This is a genomic window from Flavobacterium sp. PL11 (genome assembly GCF_035985025.1).
In the GTDB taxonomy this organism is placed as follows: domain Bacteria; phylum Bacteroidota; class Bacteroidia; order Flavobacteriales; family Flavobacteriaceae; genus Flavobacterium.
Genome location: NZ_JAXCIA010000003.1, coordinates 118,796 through 137,705, shown reverse-complemented (window position 1 = coordinate 137,705; position 18,910 = coordinate 118,796). Strand labels below are relative to the sequence as shown.

Sequence of the window (18,910 nt, the reverse complement as noted above, 5' to 3'; positions counted from 1 at the left end):
TTAGAAAAGTTAAATTTAAAGAACTTCCGTTTTGTAGAAATTAGTATATGCTTCTGAAAACGAATCTTTGGAGGCGAAAGGTAAAAAAGGTTTTCCTGAAGATTCTATAAATTTTGTTAAACTTGGAGACAGGTTATTTGATGCAATAATTACAGCATCTGAGTGATTGATAGTCGCTTTTATAATATTTTCATAATCTGGAGTTTCCAGATCAGCAATGGCATCAGCAGGAATTCCGTCAAATTTTACCTTGTTAATCATTCCTTTATTTAATGTTCCCTCAAATGATTGAGCATAAACAGATGTTACAATTTTAGTCTCTGAAAATAAGGCTTCATTTTTATAATAATGCTTCATATAAATAGGTAACATAGCAGCCATCCAACCATGAACATGAATAATATCGGGAACCCAATTTAGTTTTTTTACAGTTTCAACGACACCTTTAGCAAAGAAAATGGCACGTTCATCATTATCAGAATACATGACACCTTCTTCATCAGTAAATGTAGCTTTCCTTTTAAAATACTCATCATTGTCAATAAAGTAAACTTGAATCCTTTCCTTAGGAATAGAAGCTACTTTTATAATAAGCGGCATATCCAAGTCATTTACAACTAAATTCATCCCTGAAAGTCTAATTACTTCATGCAATTGATGTCTTCTTTCATTAATATTTCCATACCTTGGCATAAAAATTCTTATCTGTCCACCTTGATCATTTATCATTTTAGGAACGTCATAAGACATTAAAGAGACCTCATTTTCAGCGAGATACGGCACCACTTCAGATGATACATATAATATCCTCTTATCTTTCATATTGTAATTTACTTAGTTTACTGGCAATAAAAACCATGCAAAATTACAAAAATTTATGCAGTTATTAACTAAAATAGTAAGTTTGCAGTTAATTTTAATAATACCACCATGCCTATTTTCTACGGAAAAGCATCTTTAATGGACTATTTGAAATCAATAAAAACAGCTGATTCCACCATTGGATTTGTTCCCACTATGGGTGCTTTACATCAGGGACACCTTGCTTTGATGAAAAAATCACTTTTAGAAAATAATAATACCGTTGTTAGCATTTTTGTCAATCCTACACAATTCAATAACTTAGAGGATTTAGCCAAATATCCAAGAACTTTAGAGGAAGATGTCAAAAAATTAGATGATTTAGATCCTAAGATTATTTTATATGCTCCTTCTGTAGATGATATTTATGAAGGCAACGTTTTGTCACAACATTTTGACTTTGATGGGTTAGAAAATCAAATGGAAGGAAAATTTAGACCTGGTCATTTTGATGGAGTTGGTACAATTGTTAAAAGACTTTTTGAGATTGTAACACCTACAAATGCCTATTTTGGTGAAAAAGATTTTCAACAGTTACAAATTGTAAAAAGAATGGTTTTCAAAGATAAGCTAGGCGTTATAATTGTTGGCTGTCCCATTCACAGAGAACAAAACAATCTTGCCATGAGTTCTAGGAATGAACGATTGTCTGAGCAAGAAAGAGAAGAAGCTGCCATTATTTATAAAACATTAACCGCTGCAAAAGAGAAGTTTACAAAACAAAGTTCAAGAAAAATTACAGAATGGGTTAAATCATTTATCGAACGTAACCCGCGTTTTACATTAGAATATTTTACCATTGCTGATGAAACTACGTTACTATCGTGCACCAAGAAAGATAAAAATAAAAAATACCGTGCTTTTATTGCGGTATTAGTTAACAATATTCGTTTGATTGATACCATTTCACTAAATTAATTTACTTTTGTAGTATGCAAATACAAGTTTTAAAATCAAAAATTCACCGGGTTAAAGTAACAGGTGCCGACTTAAATTATATCGGAAGTATTACCATAGACGAATCTCTCTTAGAAGCGTCGAATATTATTGAAGGTGAAAAAGTGGCTATTGTAAATATCAACAATGGAGAACGCTTCGAAACTTATGCTATCAAAGGACAAAAAAATTCAGGAACAATAACCTTGAATGGTCCAGCGGCTAGAAAAGTTCAAAAAGATGATATCATTATTATTATCTCCTACGCAACAATGGAATTTGAAGAAGCTAAAACATTCAAACCCTGGGTTATTTTTCCAAATGAAAATGATAATTCATTGACTTAAATAATAAATTTTGAATATTATTATTAAACTCTCTAGGCCTTTTTAGGCTGGCAAGCTTAGAAAAAATTTATTTCAAAAGAATGGCTAAAGTAAAAACAACTTTTTTCTGTCAAAACTGCGGTGCACAATATGCAAAATGGCAGGGACAATGTAACTCCTGCAAAGAATGGAATACCATTGCCGAAGAAATTATTCAAAAACAAGAAAAAATAGCTTGGAAAAGCGAAACCACTGTTAGCAACAAGGCTCCAAAACCGCTTCGAATTGATGAGATTGATTCGGCTCAAGAAATCCGAATGGACACTACAGATGCAGAATTGAACCGTGTTTTGGGTGGCGGAATAGTTCCTGGTTCGTTAATACTGTTGGGCGGCGAGCCTGGCATTGGTAAAAGTACACTTTTACTTCAAATCTCCTTAAAATTACCGTACAAAACCCTTTATGTTTCAGGTGAAGAGAGCCAAAAACAAATAAAAATGCGTGCCGAAAGGATTACGTCTACCAGCGACAATTGTTATATTTTAACAGAAACTAAAACTCAAAATATTTTTAAACAGATTGAAGCTATTGAACCTGAGATTGTAATTATCGATTCCATTCAGACGCTTCATACTGATTATATTGAATCAACTGCGGGAAGTATTTCCCAAATTAGAGAAACCACCGCTGAATTGATCAAATTTGCTAAAGAGACCAATATTCCGGTAATTCTTATAGGTCATATCACTAAGGACGGAAACATTGCTGGTCCAAAGATTTTAGAGCACATGGTCGACACGGTTCTACAGTTTGAAGGCGATAGAAATCATGTGTACCGAATATTGCGTTCCTTAAAAAACCGTTTTGGCTCTACGGCCGAAATAGGAATTTATGAAATGTTAGGAAGTGGACTACGCGAAGTTTCTAATCCTTCAGAAATTTTGATTTCGCATAAAGACGAAGAATTGTCAGGAACGGCAATTGCTTCCACTTTAGAAGGAATGAGACCATTGATGATTGAAATTCAAGCCCTAGTGAGTACTGCAGTTTATGGAACTCCCCAGCGAAGTACGACAGGTTACAACGCTAAAAGACTAAATATGATCTTGGCAGTTTTAGAAAAACGAGCAGGCTTTAGGCTTGGCGCCAAAGATGTTTTTCTAAACGTTACAGGTGGAATTTCTGTCGATGATCCTGCTATTGATTTAGCAGTTGTTGCGGCTATTTTATCTTCTAATGAAGATATTGCGGTGAACAAGGATTTTTGTTTTGCGGGCGAAGTAGGACTTTCAGGCGAAATCCGTCCTGTAAACAGAGTAGATCAGCGTATTCAGGAAGCAGAAAAACTTGGGTTTTCAACCATTTTTGTATCAAAATATAATAAAATAGCGATTAAAAATAGCGGAATAAATATTCGTTTAGTAGCTAAAATAGAGGATGTTGCGGGGGAATTATTTGGATAGATAAGTTCGTTTTTTTTTATCGAAAAACTGCAAACTTTATTCAGAAAGCCGTCGTATATTATTTTTGATTTAATCGAAAAGTAATTCATTATAATTGCTATTTACCTTTTTCAATATGAGTTAAAACTAAAAACACAACTTCAAAATCTGATCTTTTGCACAGCAGAAGCAGAAACTTTTATCTTTTTTACATTTATAAAGTGTAGTCGCTAATTAACCACTTAGTGTATAATAGTAAGACTTTGAGTGAAAGCCCCAAATTTTTGGATGTACTTTAACTGTAACTGATGTAATAGAAATTTGTTCCGCTGGCCCTTCAATGGTGAAATAAAATAAAGTTATTTTTACTTATCAATTATTTTCAAAGTTTGAATAACGAATTGCCTTATTTGATTATAAAATATAACTACGTTTATTTCACGATATATCGCTAACCGTAATTAAAAAATCATCAAAAACTAGAGCGATCAATACTTATTGTACAGCTGAAACTAATTTTTAGTACCGTCAGTTCAAAACTGAAAAACACATCCTCGAAGTTGAAAACTTTGCCGAGCGATTCATTGAATAGCCAATAATAATCCTTTACAATATATTAGCTTTTTTAAGACTACGCACACTATACTATAAAGTTTAAATCCTTTTGCTTTATTTCATTAACTTGTACAACTAAATCTTCTAAAAAATCGCTTCCTATTTAATGAAAACTAATAAACAAAAAATAATACTATTTCTTAAAGTGGTCTTGATATTTTTTGTTGTGTTCGCACTATCGCTATATTTTTTTAGAGACATCATTTTAAAACAAGCTATTACTAAAGTTACAGCAAAAATAGAACTCGAATATGATAGCAGCTTGACCGTTAAGCAAGCTAATTTTGAAGGATTTTCAGGTTTGAATTTAACCCAAATCACTTTGACTCCAAAAAATGCAGACACTTTGTGCAACATACAAAAATTAAGAACTAGTATTAATATTTGGAAATTATTAATAGGAGAAATTCAATTAGGAACACTTGAAGTTCAAAACGGATTTGTGCAACTCGTGCAAAAAGGAAATGTAAAAAACTTTGCCGCTTTTCTTAAAAAAAACAATTCAGAATCAGTCAATAATAGTAAAAAAGATTATGCTGAAATCGCCTATCGCATTATTTCAAAAGTACTAAATCTTGTTCCAACAAATATGAAGGTAAAGAATTTAGTTGTTAAATTGAACGACAATGGTACAAAAACAGCTATAAAAATTGATAAATTAGTACTTCAGAACAAAAACTTAGAAACTTTATTAAACATAAAAACGAATTCTTTTTCACAACGGTGGAAAATCAAAGGATTTGCTAATCCAAGAGATAAAAAAGCTGATATCCGGTTTTTTAATCTTGATGCAGGCGCCATCAAAGTTCCTTATTTAGATGAGCGTTACAATCTCATTTCCAGCTTTGACTCCATTCGTTTAAAAATTGACAATATAAACAAAAGTGGTGACGAATTGCACATTGATGGATTTACTTCAATTGCCAATTTAAAAATAAATCATCCCAGAATTTCCCGAAAAGACGTCATTATAAAAAATGCAAGATTTGATTATCGTTTTTTATTAGGCTCTGATTTCATCTCAGTTGATAGTAGTTCTACCGTACAACTTAATAAAATAAAATTTCATCCTTATATTGCGTACCATACTACTCAAGATACCATTTATAAACTTAAAGTAACACTTCCAAAAACCAATGCTCAAGATTTTATAAATTCACTTCCTAGCGGACTATTTACAAATTTTCAGGGGATGGAAGCCATAGGAACTTTCAATTATAATTTAGATTTTCAATACAATGCAAACAAACCAAAGGACTTAGTTTTTGGGAGCAAACTCAAAAAAGAGAACTTGAAGATAACGAAATACGGCACAGCGAATCTAAACAAACTCAATAGTGAATTTGTTTATCGTGCAATTATCAAGGATGTTTTACAACGCCCAATTGTAATTGGAAACGCAAACCCAAATTTTACTCCATTAGACCAAATCTCGCCTTATTTACAAAAAAGTGTTTTAACCACTGAAGATCCTTCCTTCTTTTCTCACCGTGGTTTTATCAATGAAGCTTTCAAACAATCCATTATAAAAAATATAAAAACTAAGAAATTTTCACGTGGTGCTAGTACAATCAGTATGCAATTAGTCAAAAATGTTTTTTTAACACGCGAGAAAACTTTGTCTCGAAAATTAGAAGAGATAGTATTAGTTTATATCTTAGAAAACAACCGAATAGCAAGTAAAGAACGAATGCTGGAAGTTTATTTTAATGTTATTGAATGGGGTCCAAATATTTATGGAATTGGCGAAGCGAGTCGATTTTATTTTGATAAAAATCCAGCTGATTTAGATCTAAAAGAGTGTTTATTCCTTGCCCGAATTATTCCAAGTCCTAAAAAATTCATGTACCAATTTAATGATGAAGGAACGCTAAAAGAATTTGCTGTGAAACAAGAATCTTTTTTGACAAATATTATGACTCGTAGAGGTCTTTTAAGTCTTGAAGATACCATTTATAAACAACAAACAGTAAACATAAATGGCGCGGCTAAATCCTATTTGAGATTAAAAGTGAAAGATTCTACGGTAATTGATTCTATACAAACTTTTGATGAGTTCTCGCTTTAAAAATGTGTTCAAAAATGCCATATTTTATAAGTTGTCGTTGATCTGTGACTAATTCTTTTCTTAAGTGTAAAAGTCCCTTTGAACTTTAATGCCATCAACGTAAGGTTTACAAACACAACCTTAAAGTTATAAACTTTGCAGGACTTGCCAGTTACGAAATGAGAGGTACAAGGTACTAAAGATGATGTACGAAGTGCGAAATATATGGTATAAGGGATAAAATACTAGTCACGAATCACCAATCACGAGTTACGAATAACAGGCTTTTACCGCTCCAAATTTGTCATTCTGACGAAGGAAGAATCTATGTTTGTTGCTCTACTCTGTTGAGATTGCTTCGCTTGTTAAGGTTATCTGATGGCGCAGATTTGCTTTTAAATTCGCATGTCGCAAATCTGGGCTATCATAACGGAGGATACAAACCACATTGTAAGCACAAGCAAGATAATCGCAAGATCGGAAGATACAAACCTCCCTATTGTGCTAAACCAGCAACAACGGCCTGTTGAAAAGCAACTTTATGATCGTGATTGTTTAGAGTAAAATAATTTTGAATCATTAGTAATTTTTAATTTATAACTTGTGACTAGTATATCGCACTACACACCTTGTCTTCACCCCTAATACGTCTTAGCTCGTACCTCGTGCTTCGCAGCTTATACCTCGTACCTTTTATTTTACAACGTGTAACTTTAAATCATCTAATGAAATAATGTCCAACGCTTTTTCATTTGTTGCTTTTAAAATTACAGGCGGCGCAACGCCAGCTTTTAAAGCTTCTTTCCATCGGTTAGCACACAAACACCAAACATCGCCCGATTTTAATCCCGGAAAATTATATTTTAAATTGGGCGTAACTAAATCATTGCCTTTTGATTTAGAATAGTTTAAAAATTCATCCGTTAATACTGCTGCAACAACATGAATTCCTGTATCAGCGTCACCAGTTGAACAAAAACCATCTCTGTAAAATCCTGTTAGCGGTTCTAAACTCGCCATTTCTAGAGCTGTTCCGAGCACGTTTTTTTCTTGCTTTTTCATCTTGTTTTTATTTGATATGGAAGTAGTGGTTTTTTTAGTAATTAAACAATTTTTTTGCACTTCTTCATTTTATCCCAATGTTATAGTTGACACAAATAAAAATAGTAAAATTGATTTTCTCATGATGCTTTTTTATAAAATTTTCACGCCTTGAACATTTATTTTTGAAATATGAATGTCCAAAGAAATTCTGGTATCTAAATAGGTGTCACTCCTACTGACGGCCACTTTATCGGCGCTGTTTTGTCCTTTACACAACGCAAAAATAGACGAGCCTTCACCAGAAATACCTGTACACAAGGCATTATTCGCCAACACACTGTTTTTTCACTGCATCGAAATTAGGGATTACTTATTTACGCATCGGTTCAATAATCACATTAAGTCACGAACGACCAATACGTTCATAACCGTTGTTGAACTAAACGTACGGTAACGTGTTCCTGGAAAATGTTAGTGTTTTGTAAAATTAATTAAAAAATTATTTACAATGACGAAAAAAGGCGACGATTTAGCTGTAACAACTGCAATCATCAATCGTGCAGTTTCCTAATTGCCCGGATTTAAGGTATTACTTTACAGATTTAAATGCAATATTTCGGTTTTAGGAAGGAGCGAGATAATTGGACAAAAATTCAATTGGCAGATGAAACAGTAGGTTGGATTAAAGCCGATGCGATTAAGGAGTTGAGGTCAGCCCCGATTGCTATCGGGGATTGAAGAGCAATTACGATCACATATTCTTCTTATAGCTGGGGATTGGACTGGGTGTGGATTGGAAATTTGCGCTATCGGGTTTATGATGCCATAATCCTTACTATTTGTCGCTGTAATATCCCCAAAAGGAAAGAACAATAACAACAACTTTTTTGCTTTCAATTCTATAGACCATTCGATGTTTAGCCGTTATTCTTCGCGACCAAGGTGGTATTGCATAATGTTTTAATTTTTAGGGCTTTCCAGAACCTGCTAAGAGATGTTCTCGTAACTTATTTAAAAGTGTGTCGATTTTAACGAGTGCTTTTTTGTCACCAGATTTCTTATACTTTTCAATATCAGCGATTGTCAATTCTATCAAATAACTCATAAACCTAAAAACTCTTTTTGCTGCTCTTTTGTAAGCTTTTTCGTTTGTCCAGAGTCAACTTGCATAATAGATTTATCAATTTTAGCAACAAATTCACTCTCGCTTAATAAAGTTTGCTCTTCAGATTCTGCAACTTCAAAACGAACTTTCATTTCTTTCAATAAAGATTTTAGCAACGATTTTTGCTGTTCATTTTTCGGGTAAATTATTATACTATCCATTATCTTTAATATTTTTCAATTACACAAAAGTAACTATTGCACAGCAAGATTTAGATAGTTTATTTTCAAAAATCAATCTCCTTATCACTTAAATCCTATAAATTATAAACCATCATTTTTAGTTCTCGTAGTAAAAGTAAAGTGTAGCGGTTTATTTTAGAAGATAAAACGCTTCGAGATCAGCTCAGACAGCTATCGGGGATCGAAGAGCGAATTATGCGTCGTGGAGCTGGCAGTTTTTATTCGGTCAGTTTGTTTTTTAAATCCATTCTTTCGTGTAATATTCTGATTACTTCAATTTCGTCTTCTGAAATTAGATGATAAAATAGTATAAGCTTTCCAGATTTCAAACCGCGTACGCCTCTACTTATTCCAACATATTCTCTTCCTAAATCAGGATTTGTTTCGATTGCTGCACAAGCAAATTTTAAGGTCGCATACTAGTTGTCGGCCTGACTTTCTGATCATTGTTCGTAAGTGTAATCCGAGATGTCATTTAAGTCATCAATCGCCTCTTGACGCAATACAACTTTAATTATTCTTTCTCTTTTCGGCTTTTAGTTTTTCTAGATTTTCGTCAAAGTCAAAATTTTCAACTCTAGGACTATTTATACCTTCTTGAATAGCATTTTTAAGTGCAATTACCCTACCTTCTTCATTTTCCAAAAGTCGAAGTCCAGCTCTTATTACTTCGCTAACATTTTTATAACGGCCTACAGAAACTTGACTGCTTACAAATTGATCAAAATAATCTCCAAGCGATATAGATGTGTTTTTCATATGGAGTTAATATTTGTTCTTTATTGGAATATGGAATTCGCATATCTTCATCGTGTTTGAGACCAATTCTAGGTCATGCTCATTTTATAATGTGAATTTTTATCAAAGTTACCAAATTTTGGTAAAACTTCTAATTTATTGAGTTCAGGATTTTTTTACTAAATTACATACATCTTGAATATGTGTATGACGTTATCATGCAGTCACAATTATAGTTGACGGTCTTTGTTTAACAAAAGTTAGACTTTATTGAATTATAAAGGCATAAATTTATCACTCTAAATTCTTCAATCGCTTCGTCTTAATACTTAATACGCTACCGCCCCTCAACAATCCCAATTTCTTCCTCGCTCAAATCCTATAATTCATACACCATCAAATCTATTTTTCGTTTTAAAAGTGAGGTGTCAGCGAGAAACTAATCTAAAAACCTTCGAATAAACTTTAACTAAATCAGTTTAAAACTAAAAAACACATCCTCAAAGTTGGAAACTTTGCGGAGCGGGGTAAATATCAGCACACCTCAAAAATTACTAATATAGACCTTACTCTTCATTGATTTAATGTGTTTTTCAATAGCTAATCCTTGTGTTTTAGAATCACACTCAATTATTAAGAAAACAATCCAATCGTCAGCATTATAAATAAATTTACGCGGGGCTGCTTGTCTGTGAAATTCAAGCCTTATGTATAAATCAGATGTGAATCTAATTTAAAATCGGTCGAGTTTCATCGAATGTAGTATGTAAACACTAAAGATAATATTAGTAGTTTTTTAAAACAAAAAAGACTATCATTTCTGATAGTCTTTTTATAAAAGCTCCCTCTCTTGGGCTCGAACCAAGGACCCTCTGATTAACAGTCAGATGCTCTAACCAACTGAGCTAAGAAGGAAACTGAGCAATAAAAAGTAACTTACGTTACATCTCTAAAGCGGTGCAAAGATAGGCTATCATTTGATTTGTGCAAATAAAAATCAAACTTTTTTTAATTTTTTTTATCGACCTACGATTGCCTTGTAAATGTCGTTTCCATTCGCAAATAGTAATAGTGTGATAAGTAAAACAAAACCAACTAATTGCGCATTCTCTAGAAATTTGTCACTTGGTTTTCTACCACTTATAATTTCGTATAATAAAAACATTACATGGCCACCATCAAGTGCTGGAATAGGCAATAAGTTCATTACTCCAAGCATAATGGATAATAAAGCGGTGATTCTCCAAAAAGTTTCCCAGCTCCATGTATCAGGAAAAATATCAAATATTGCTTTAAATCCACCTACTTGTTTGTAAGCACCCGTACTTGGGCTAAAGATCATCTTTAACTGCTTGCCATAACCAACTAACTGATCTTTCCCTTTTGTAATTCCAACGGGTATAGCTTCTAAAAAACTAAATTCTTGTTTACTAATCTTATAATATCCTAGTTTTTCTAATGATTCCATACCCAATCCTCCAACACCTATACCTAATTTTCCATCATTGGAAACTTGTACTGGTACCTGAATCTCTTTTTGATCTCTCAAAACAGTAGCCGCAATTGTTTTGTTTTTGTTGTTTTCCAAAATTGTTTTTGCTTGATCAAAATATTTTGCAGGTTGTCCATTCAAAGCAATTACGATATCTTTTACTTGCAAAGCAGTATTTTTAGATTCTTCAGCAATAGACCCAACAACAAATGGCATTCTAATCCCTAACAACTGCCCTTTTTCAAATTTTGATAATTGGTCTACAAAATCAATTGGCATTTTTATAGTTTTCTCAGCACCATTTCTTTGGATCAAAACCTCTTTTGCCATGACAACTTTCATATTAATGTCGTTGTCAAACTTCACGATTTTTTGGTTATCAACCGAAATTATTTTATCTCCAGTTTTAAAACCTACGTTCTCCATTGCTTTATTTTCGATCAACAAACCATCTTTTAGATCAGCATTTGCAATATAAATGTCGCCATAAGCAAATGCCATTCCGATATAAATGATAAACGCTAATATAAAATTGACAGTAACTCCACCTAACATAATAATTAATCGCTGGTAGGCTGGTTTAGATCTAAATTCCCAAGGTTGTGGTGGCAAAGCCATTTGTTCCTTGTCCATGCTTTCATCTATCATACCGGATATTTTTACGTAACCACCAAGAGGCAGCCACCCAATTCCGTATTCGGTTTCACCAAATTTCTTTTTTAGAAGGGAATATTTAACATCAAAAAACAAATAAAATTTTTCGACTCTGGTTTTGAATAATTTAGCTGGAATAAAATGTCCTAATTCGTGAAGTATAATAAGTAATGATAAACTCAATAAAAATTGAGAAAGCTTTATAAATATTTCCATTGTTTAATATTAATTCTTTTATAACTCGCAAAAGTAACGTTTTCTATTTGTTTTTTTTGCAAATTTATTAGTGTAGGGTTTTAAATGTTTGTTAATTATTAGAAAATCAATATGTCGTTTCCCTTGCGTCTGTTAACTTTACTTTTTCAAAAATAGAAATCCAATATTTATCCCTTTAAAAGTTTTTAAAATGTCATCACCATTATTTTCTCCTCTTTCTATAAAAAGTATTACGCTCAAAAACAGAATCGCAATTTCACCTATGTGTCAATATTCAGCCGTTGATGGCTTTGCTAATGATTGGCATTTGGTCCACCTTGGCAGTCGTGCTACTGGTGGTGCGGGATTAGTAATTCAAGAAGCCACGGCTGTTTCTGCTGAAGGTAGGATTTCTGCTGAAGATCTCGGCCTTTGGAAAGACGAACAAATCGAAAAACTGAAGCAAATTAATGCGTTTATCGTGAGTCAGAATTCGGTTCCCGGAATCCAATTGGCGCATGCCGGACGAAAAGCCAGTGCAGCTTCGCCTTGGAATGGTGGTAGAAAAATTCCATTAAATGAAGGTGGATGGGAAACTGTAGCGCCAAGTGCAATAGCGTATCATCAAAGTGAAGATACGCCAATTGCGTTAGATAAAAGCGGAATTCAAAAAGTAATTTCTGATTTTAAAACAGCTACGAAAAGAGCGGTTCAAGCAGGGTTTCAAGTTCTCGAAATTCATGCAGCACATGGTTATTTATTGCATCAATTTCTTTCTCCTTTATCTAATTTACGAACTGATGAGTACGGTGGATGTTTTGAAAACCGAATTCGATTAACGCTTGAAGTTGTTGAAGCAGTCCAATCAGAATGGCCGGATAATTTACCTTTATTCATTAGAATATCAGCCACTGATTGGGCTGAAGGTGGATGGAATATTGAAGAGTCCATCCAACTTTCTAGAATACTCAAAGAAAAAGGGGTGGACTTAGTTGATGTTTCTTCAGGCGGAGCGGTTTCACATCAGCAAATTCCGGTAGAACCTAATTATCAAGTTCCTTTTGCCGAAAGCATTAAAAAAGAAACAAGAATTTTGACTGGAGCCGTCGGTTTAATTACTGATGCAGCTCAAGCTGAAGAAATAATCACCTCAGGAAAAGCAGATTTAATCTTGTTTGGAAGAGAATCACTGCGAAATCCTTATTTAGGATTAGCCTTTGCAGATGAATTACAAACAGATGTAGATTGGCCAAAACAATATTTAAGAGCAAAGATTTAGAACACGATGAAACTAGTAATAAATGCTACACAGAGTAACTCAGTGTATTACACAGTGTAACACGGTGAAACTAATAATAAATGCTACACAGAGTAATTCAGAGTATGACACGATGAAACTAATTTAAATGCTACACAGAGTAACTCAGTTTATTACACAGTGTAACACTGTGAAACTATCAATTATATAAGTTGCTATGCAAAAAATAAAAACCGCTTTACTTTCTTACGGAATGTCAGGCAAAGTCTTTCATGCTCCTTTTCTGTATTTTCATCCTGGTTTTGAAGTGCTTGGCGCTTGGGAACGAACTAAAAATTTAATTCAAAATGATTTTCCAGAGGCGAAAAGGTATTCATCTATTGAGCAATTACTCGAAGATGATGTCGATTTAGTTGTTGTAAATACACCAGTAGAAACGCATTATGAGTATGCTAAGAAAGTTTTGCTCGCAGGCAAAAATGTCATTGTTGAAAAAGCCTTTACAACAACCGTTGCCCAAGCGCAGGAATTAGCGGCTATTGCCAATGAAAAAGGGGTGAAACTTGCTGTGTTTCAAAACCGGCGATGGGATAGCGATTTTAAAACCGTTCAAAAAATTCTGTCTCAAAAATTGCTAGGCGAAATCGTAGAAGCCGAAATTCATTTTGATAGATATAATCCTATTTTGAGTCCCAAGCTACATAAGGAAACTGCTAATGCTGGAGCAGGAGTTTTAAAGGATTTAGGACCGCATATTATTGATCAAGCTTTATGTTTATTTGGAATGCCAAAATCAGTTTTTGCCGATATTCGGATCACAAGAGAATTTTCTTTGGTTGATGATTATTTTGATATTCTATTGTATTATTCGGATTTTCGTGTACGATTAAAAGCAGGATTTTTTGTTCGAGAAGCTAATCCAGCGTACACCATTCACGGTAAAAAAGGTTCCTTCTTAAAACCACGTGGTGATGTTCAAGAAGACAAATTGAAATTAGGTAAAAAACCAAATCTCAATAATTGGGGAACTGAAGCAGGCGAAAATCAAGGATTATTGCATACGGAAATCAACGGTGAAATTGTAAAAAAATTGATTCCAACATTACAAGGGAATTATTATGATTTTTTTGACGGCGTTTATAATTCAATCATCAATAACACTGTCGAACCTGTTACTGCTTTAGATGGAGTGCGTGTAATGCAAATTATTGAAGCAGCAATACAAAGTAGTGCTCAAAAAAAGGCAATTGATTTGTAAAGTGAATAGTCGAACTGTAAATTTTTAGAAAAAATAAAATTTGCAGAGCGATTTTCCAGCTTTAATTAGATGTTTTTATAAACAATAACGATGTATTTATCTCAACCTCTCTTACATTGAATCAGCAAACGATTGCTTTTCGTAATTTTGTCACATTATATGGTAAAATAAATCATTTTGATAGATTTAAATTTTATAGGAAGGTTACGAAACAAAGGTAAAATCAAGAAATCTTTTACTAACGCAAAAATGTCGTATTTACGACGAATACGATGGTCTGTCTCTGCTTTTTATTTTGCAATGGGTTTGTCTTTTGCAACATGGGCTAGTAGAATTCCAGATATAAAAACCACTTTACAATTAAGTGAGGGCGAATTGGGAACTATTTTATTTGCTTTGCCGCTGGGACAACTAGTAATTATGCCTTTCTCAGGAAAATTGGTGAACCGCTTTGGTAGCCATCGAATGTTAGTTTTTGCTTTACTATTCTATGTTTTTAGTTTGACTAATATTGGCTTAGCCACTCAAACTTGGCAGTTATCATTGGCATTATTTATTTTTGGAATATTTGGAAATTTATCAAATATAGCTGTAAATACGCAAGGAGTGTACACCGAAGTTTTATTCAAAAAAACAATCATGTCCTCATTTCATGGGATGTGGAGTTTTGCAGGATTCACTGGAGCTTTAATCGGATTAGCAATGTTAGCTTTTAATTTTACCACATATATCCACTTTTTGATTATTGCTGCAGTCGTTTTTATCATGATTGTGTTCAATTATAAATTTTTAATAGTTGCTAAAGAAAAGCTCAAAGTTGAAAAGAGAAAAATGTTTACTAAACCGGACAGTGCATTAATCTGGCTTGGAATTATTGCGTTTTTTTGTATGGCCAGTGAAGGTGTAATGTTTGACTGGAGCGGCATTTATTTTAAAGATGTCATCAAGGTACCTAGAGCGTTGGTTATTTTAGGATACACATCATTTATGATTACAATGGCTAGCGGCAGGTTTATTGGCGATAGCTTAATCCTAAAATATGGAAGAAAAACGGTTTTACAAATCAGCGGAATCATGATCTCTGCCGGTCTTTTTACAGCTGTTATCTTTCCTTATATTATTCCAGCAACCATCGCATTTATGTTCGTTGGTCTTGGCGTCTCCACAATAGTGCCTACCGTTTACAGTATTGCAGGAAAAAATAAAAATGTTTCGCCAAGTGTAGCTTTGACCACCGTATCAAGCATCAGTTTTTTGGGATTTCTATTGGGACCACCAGTCATTGGTTATATTGCAGAGTTGTCAAGCCTTAGATTTTCTTTTGCCTTTATAGGAATTTTTGGAATCCTTATTACTGTTATGGTTACTAAAATTAAAGCAATACAGTAATTATTAGCTTTTAGTAGATACCATTTAGTGTCGGTTTTTAAAAATCGCAATGATTTGCTTTTCCTTTTAGAGTAGAAAAAATATACGTGTACTATTGATTTTTCAGCAGACCTGTAAAGAGTTTAAAGCGATTCTGATTTTGATCACAACAAAATAAACAATAAATAGATCGATAAGTTAATTTACAGATTGAAAATCAGTAAATTAACTTTTTTTTTATACATTTAACAGTATGATTATATAGCCTGTTTTTATACTGTTAAACAAAATTCCAAAACTACTTTTTAGCATAATTTCAAGTCATATTTTCGGCAATCTTTTAAAATGTATTTTTCATTTTAAATAGGTATGTCAGTTGCAAACAATTACACTTTATTTATACATTAAACACAATACTACAGAACGTTAGTATCGCATAATCAAAGTTATTTTAAAAGTGAAATTATTAAAATTAGTTTAGTCTATGAAAACTTTCTACTTTATAATTCTTCTAATAGCTCAAGCGGTAAGCAGCACTGCTCAAAACAACACGGGCTTATTTGGTAAAATTATTAATGCCAAAACACAAAGTCCACTTGGTTTTGTAGTGGTTAGTATTCAAAATTCTACTTTATTACAATTGACAAAAACGGACGGACAATTTAGTTTTGATGATGTTCCTTCGGGTAGTATATTATTATTAATACGTAGTCAAGGTTTTAAAGATGTTCTACTTCCATTAGCAATTACCTCAGGCGAAAAGCTAGATTTAGGCACAATTCTATTAGAGGAAGATCAATCACAAGAATTACAAAGCAGTATAATCACGTTAATAGAAAGCGATTTCACTGATGAAAATAGTAGTTCCGAAAGCACTGTGGGACTTTTGCAATCCTCTCGCGATGCTTTTTTGCAAGCGGCAGCTTTCAGTTGGGGACAAGCGCGTTTCAGAGTTCGAGGATTAGACAGTGAATATGCAACAATGATGCTCAATGGCGTAACCTTGAATAAAGTATATGATGGTAGACCACAATGGAGTGAATGGGGCGGACTTAATGACGCATTTCGAAATCAAGAATTTACTTTAGGAACGGCTGCTTCTGATTATACCTTTGGAGGAATTTTAGGCACACAACAAATTAGCACACGAGCATCAATATATAGACCAGGTAGCCGCATTACATTTTCAGCCACTAATACAAATTATAGTTGGCGAAGTATGGCCACACATGCCTCAGGGATGAATGCTAGAGGCTGGGCTTATGTCGTTTCTGCAGGAAAACGATGGGCGGAAGAAGGGCACTTTGAAGGGACAAATTACAACGCAAATTCTTTTTTTGTTAGCCTCGAAAAGAAAGTAAATAATCGACATTCCTTAAATCTTACTGCTTTATACACGCCCAATTCAAGAGCAAAAAATTCACCTAATACAACTGAAGTTATCGAGCTCACTGCTGTTAAATACAATTCCTACTGGGGCTATCAAAATGGTAAAAAAAGAAATGCTCGAATTAAAACGATTCAAGTTCCTTTAGTAATGTTAAATCATTATTTTAAAGTAAACGATAAAGCAAATTTGAATTCTAGCGTTACTTATCAATTTGGAAAAATAACAAATAGCAACATTGATTATCAAAATGCTAATAGTCCTGACCCAACCTATTATCGAAAATTGCCCAGTTATTATAGTTCTTTATATGAAAGAGATGACGGTGAGTTTTCGGGAGCATTTATACCAGATTATGAAAATGCTGAAAAAAGTAAAGCTTTGTTTTTGATCGGTTCTCAAATTGATTGGGCTGCTATTTACCAGGCGAATAAAAAACCGGTATTAGATGCAAATGGAATGATCACAAGCTATGAACCAGTAAATAGTAAGTATGTTTTATATGAAGACAAAGCGCATGATCAAACGGCTGTAATTACAACTAATTTGACATCGCAACTTTCAGAAAATATTTTTTTAAATTCTGGAGTAGCGTATAAAAAATCTAAATCTCAATATTCTCAGTATTTACTAGACTTATTAGGAGGTGCTTATTTTGAAGATATTGACTCTTTTTATAATGGTGATCAATCACAATCTGATCTTAATAATCCTGATCGCCAAGTGGTTGTGGGCGATACTTACGGGTATAATTATATTTTGTTTGCTAATACTTTAGAGGTATTTACACAGTTTAAATTTAATTATGATAAAGTTGACTTTTATTTGGCGCAACAGTTTTCGCAGAGTCAATATCAAAGGGAAGGACTGTATAAAAACGGAATCTACGAAAACACTTCTTTTGGAAAAAGTGAAAAAATAGCCTTTGAAACGTTTGGCTTTAAAGCCGGATTAAATTTAAAAATTTCAGGAAAACAAGTATTTACCTTACATGCAGCCCATTTAACTAAAGCACCATCTTTACGAAATACCTTTTCTAATTCTCGGCTCAACAACACTATTGTCAGTGGATTGGAAAGCGAAACTATAAGTAGTCTTGATGTGAGTTACATCTATCGATCGCCTAAATTAAAAGGTAGATTTACAACTTATTATTCAAGGATTCGGGATGCTACTCAAATATCTTTTTTTTACGCTGAAGGGATTTTTGATGATGGTGCTGGTTATTTAAAAACAGATGCCTTTGTAAGTCAAACATTAACTAAAATTAATAAAAGAAATATAGGCGCTGAATTAAGTTTAGAATACCAATTAACATCTACTATAAAAGCGACATTTTCTGGCGCTTTTGGTGAATATATTTATAATAATGACCCAAAGGTTACTGTAATAAATGATGCCAAAGCTTCAATAGAAAATACAAATCCAGTCTTTGAATTTGGAACATCGGCACTTTCAAATTACAAGCAAGCAGGAATGCCGCAACGCGCTTATTCAGTAGGATTAGAATACCGAGATCCTAAATACTGGTGGATAAGTTCGAATATAAATTATCTAAGCAATAGTTATGTTGATATAGCAGCGTTTCCTAGAACTAAAATATTCTATAAAAATCCTGCTAGTGGTTTTAATTTTCCAGAAGCAACACAGCAGCGAGCTGCTGAATTATTGAAACAAGAAAAATTTGATCCAATATTTTTATTCAATCTAGTGGGCGGAAAGTCGTGGAGAGTGAAAGGTAAAACTTATGGAGTTTTTGCCAGCATTAATAATCTATTGAATAGTACCTATAAAACAGGTGGTTATGAACAGGCACGAAATGCTAATTTTAGAGAACGCAATCAAGATGTTTCCAGCGGAACTCCGTCCTTTGGTAATAAATATTTTTATGGATATGGAAGAACCTATTTTGTGAATCTATACATTAATTTATAAATGAGAA

General features: G+C 33.3%; 15 protein-coding genes, 1 tRNA gene and 2 pseudogenes. 8 read left to right on the top strand and 10 right to left on the bottom strand.

Going from position 1 to position 18,910, the window contains the following annotated elements:
• Positions 1-15 precede the first annotated feature (15 nt).
• Entirely contained in the window at positions 16-822 is an 807-nt protein-coding gene (locus tag RCH18_RS03035; RefSeq protein ID WP_326935289.1) for a glycogen/starch synthase, read from the bottom strand.
• Between the two features lie 108 nt (positions 823-930).
• Between RCH18_RS03035 and panC the strand changes: the two genes are divergently transcribed.
• The 4 genes from panC (at position 931) to RCH18_RS03015 (ending at position 6,248) form a co-directional block, all read left to right on the top strand.
• Positions 931-1,779, top strand: a complete 849-nt coding sequence (gene panC / locus RCH18_RS03030; protein ID WP_326935288.1) for a pantoate--beta-alanine ligase — start codon at positions 931-933, stop codon at positions 1,777-1,779.
• Between the two features lie 14 nt (positions 1,780-1,793).
• Positions 1,794-2,144 carry an aspartate 1-decarboxylase gene (panD, locus tag RCH18_RS03025; RefSeq protein ID WP_326935287.1) on the top strand — a complete coding sequence of 117 codons (351 nt, stop codon included), beginning with the start codon at positions 1,794-1,796 and terminating at the stop codon, positions 2,142-2,144.
• An 80-nt stretch (positions 2,145-2,224) separates the two neighbouring features.
• Positions 2,225-3,586, top strand: a complete 1,362-nt coding sequence (radA, locus tag RCH18_RS03020; protein ID WP_326935286.1) for a DNA repair protein RadA — start codon at positions 2,225-2,227, stop codon at positions 3,584-3,586.
• Positions 3,587-4,286: 700 nt separating this feature from the next.
• Positions 4,287-6,248 (top strand): biosynthetic peptidoglycan transglycosylase, encoded by a 1,962-nt coding sequence (locus RCH18_RS03015; RefSeq protein ID WP_326935285.1) that lies wholly within the window; start codon positions 4,287-4,289, stop codon positions 6,246-6,248.
• A gap of 672 nt (positions 6,249-6,920) precedes the next feature.
• Here RCH18_RS03015 and RCH18_RS03010 read toward each other — a convergent pair.
• The 9 genes and pseudogenes from RCH18_RS03010 to rseP all read right to left on the bottom strand — a co-directional run bounded on the left by RCH18_RS03010 (position 6,921) and on the right by rseP (position 11,718).
• A complete protein-coding gene (locus RCH18_RS03010) occupies positions 6,921-7,289 on the bottom strand; it encodes a DUF2237 family protein (protein WP_326935284.1) in 369 nt (122 codons plus the stop codon).
• A 132-nt stretch (positions 7,290-7,421) separates the two neighbouring features.
• Complete coding sequence (locus tag RCH18_RS03005; RefSeq protein WP_326935283.1) at positions 7,422-7,604, bottom strand: hypothetical protein; 183 nt, start codon at positions 7,602-7,604, stop codon at positions 7,422-7,424.
• Between the two features lie 502 nt (positions 7,605-8,106).
• Positions 8,107-8,223, bottom strand: a pseudogene (locus tag RCH18_RS16115) (type II toxin-antitoxin system YoeB family toxin); the annotation flags it as partial.
• A gap of 15 nt (positions 8,224-8,238) precedes the next feature.
• A complete protein-coding gene (locus RCH18_RS03000) occupies positions 8,239-8,376 on the bottom strand; it encodes a hypothetical protein (RefSeq protein WP_326935282.1) in 138 nt (45 codons plus the stop codon).
• Positions 8,373-8,597: a DUF2683 family protein gene (locus RCH18_RS02995; protein ID WP_326935281.1), complete on the bottom strand. Its 225-nt coding sequence runs from the start codon at positions 8,595-8,597 to the stop codon at positions 8,373-8,375. The genes RCH18_RS03000 and RCH18_RS02995 overlap by 4 nt, the downstream gene beginning before the upstream one ends.
• 239 nt (positions 8,598-8,836) lie before the next feature.
• A pseudogene (locus tag RCH18_RS16110) lies at positions 8,837-9,019 on the bottom strand (type II toxin-antitoxin system RelE/ParE family toxin); the annotation flags it as partial.
• 109 nt (positions 9,020-9,128) lie between these two features.
• Positions 9,129-9,377, bottom strand: coding sequence for a type II toxin-antitoxin system ParD family antitoxin (locus tag RCH18_RS02990; RefSeq protein ID WP_326935280.1), 249 nt, complete (start codon positions 9,375-9,377; stop codon positions 9,129-9,131).
• A gap of 820 nt (positions 9,378-10,197) precedes the next feature.
• A tRNA-Asn gene (locus RCH18_RS02985) sits at positions 10,198-10,271 on the bottom strand.
• Positions 10,272-10,374: 103 nt separating this feature from the next.
• Positions 10,375-11,718, bottom strand: coding sequence for an RIP metalloprotease RseP (gene rseP, locus RCH18_RS02980; RefSeq protein WP_326935279.1), 1,344 nt, complete (start codon positions 11,716-11,718; stop codon positions 10,375-10,377).
• Between the two features lie 190 nt (positions 11,719-11,908).
• Here rseP and RCH18_RS02975 point away from each other — a divergent pair, with 190 nt between their 5' ends.
• From RCH18_RS02975 to RCH18_RS02960, 4 genes are all read left to right on the top strand, one after another.
• Complete coding sequence (locus RCH18_RS02975) at positions 11,909-12,976, top strand: NADH:flavin oxidoreductase/NADH oxidase (protein WP_326935278.1); 1,068 nt, start codon at positions 11,909-11,911, stop codon at positions 12,974-12,976.
• A gap of 196 nt (positions 12,977-13,172) precedes the next feature.
• The gene (locus RCH18_RS02970; protein ID WP_326935277.1) at positions 13,173-14,213 is read left to right on the top strand and encodes a Gfo/Idh/MocA family oxidoreductase; all 1,041 of its coding nucleotides are present in this window, start codon (positions 13,173-13,175) and stop codon (positions 14,211-14,213) included.
• A gap of 177 nt (positions 14,214-14,390) precedes the next feature.
• The gene (locus RCH18_RS02965; RefSeq protein WP_326935276.1) at positions 14,391-15,602 is read left to right on the top strand and encodes an MFS transporter; all 1,212 of its coding nucleotides are present in this window, start codon (positions 14,391-14,393) and stop codon (positions 15,600-15,602) included.
• A gap of 463 nt (positions 15,603-16,065) precedes the next feature.
• Positions 16,066-18,903, top strand: coding sequence for a carboxypeptidase-like regulatory domain-containing protein (locus RCH18_RS02960; protein ID WP_326935275.1), 2,838 nt, complete (start codon positions 16,066-16,068; stop codon positions 18,901-18,903).
• Positions 18,904-18,910: the final 7 nt, after the last annotated feature.

What these genes read in the sequence shown, in the direction of transcription:
- panC (WP_326935288.1), top strand. Translation starts at nt 931, where the DNA reads ATGCCTATTTTCTACGGAAAAGCATCTTTAATGGACTATTTGAAATCA.
- panD (WP_326935287.1), top strand. Translation starts at nt 1,794, where the DNA reads ATGCAAATACAAGTTTTAAAATCAAAAATTCACCGGGTTAAAGTAACA.
- RCH18_RS03000 (WP_326935282.1), bottom strand. Translation starts at nt 8,376, where the DNA reads ATGAGTTATTTGATAGAATTGACAATCGCTGATATTGAAAAGTATAAG.
- rseP (WP_326935279.1), bottom strand. Translation starts at nt 11,718, where the DNA reads ATGGAAATATTTATAAAGCTTTCTCAATTTTTATTGAGTTTATCATTA.
- RCH18_RS02995 (WP_326935281.1), bottom strand. Translation starts at nt 8,597, where the DNA reads ATGGATAGTATAATAATTTACCCGAAAAATGAACAGCAAAAATCGTTG.
- radA (WP_326935286.1), top strand. Translation starts at nt 2,225, where the DNA reads ATGGCTAAAGTAAAAACAACTTTTTTCTGTCAAAACTGCGGTGCACAA.
- RCH18_RS02990 (WP_326935280.1), bottom strand. Translation starts at nt 9,377, where the DNA reads ATGAAAAACACATCTATATCGCTTGGAGATTATTTTGATCAATTTGTA.
- RCH18_RS02975 (WP_326935278.1), top strand. Translation starts at nt 11,909, where the DNA reads ATGTCATCACCATTATTTTCTCCTCTTTCTATAAAAAGTATTACGCTC.
- RCH18_RS03015 (WP_326935285.1), top strand. Translation starts at nt 4,287, where the DNA reads ATGAAAACTAATAAACAAAAAATAATACTATTTCTTAAAGTGGTCTTG.
- RCH18_RS02960 (WP_326935275.1), top strand. Translation starts at nt 16,066, where the DNA reads ATGAAAACTTTCTACTTTATAATTCTTCTAATAGCTCAAGCGGTAAGC.
- RCH18_RS03010 (WP_326935284.1), bottom strand. Translation starts at nt 7,289, where the DNA reads ATGAAAAAGCAAGAAAAAAACGTGCTCGGAACAGCTCTAGAAATGGCG.
- RCH18_RS02970 (WP_326935277.1), top strand. Translation starts at nt 13,173, where the DNA reads ATGCAAAAAATAAAAACCGCTTTACTTTCTTACGGAATGTCAGGCAAA.
- RCH18_RS03035 (WP_326935289.1), bottom strand. Translation starts at nt 822, where the DNA reads ATGAAAGATAAGAGGATATTATATGTATCATCTGAAGTGGTGCCGTAT.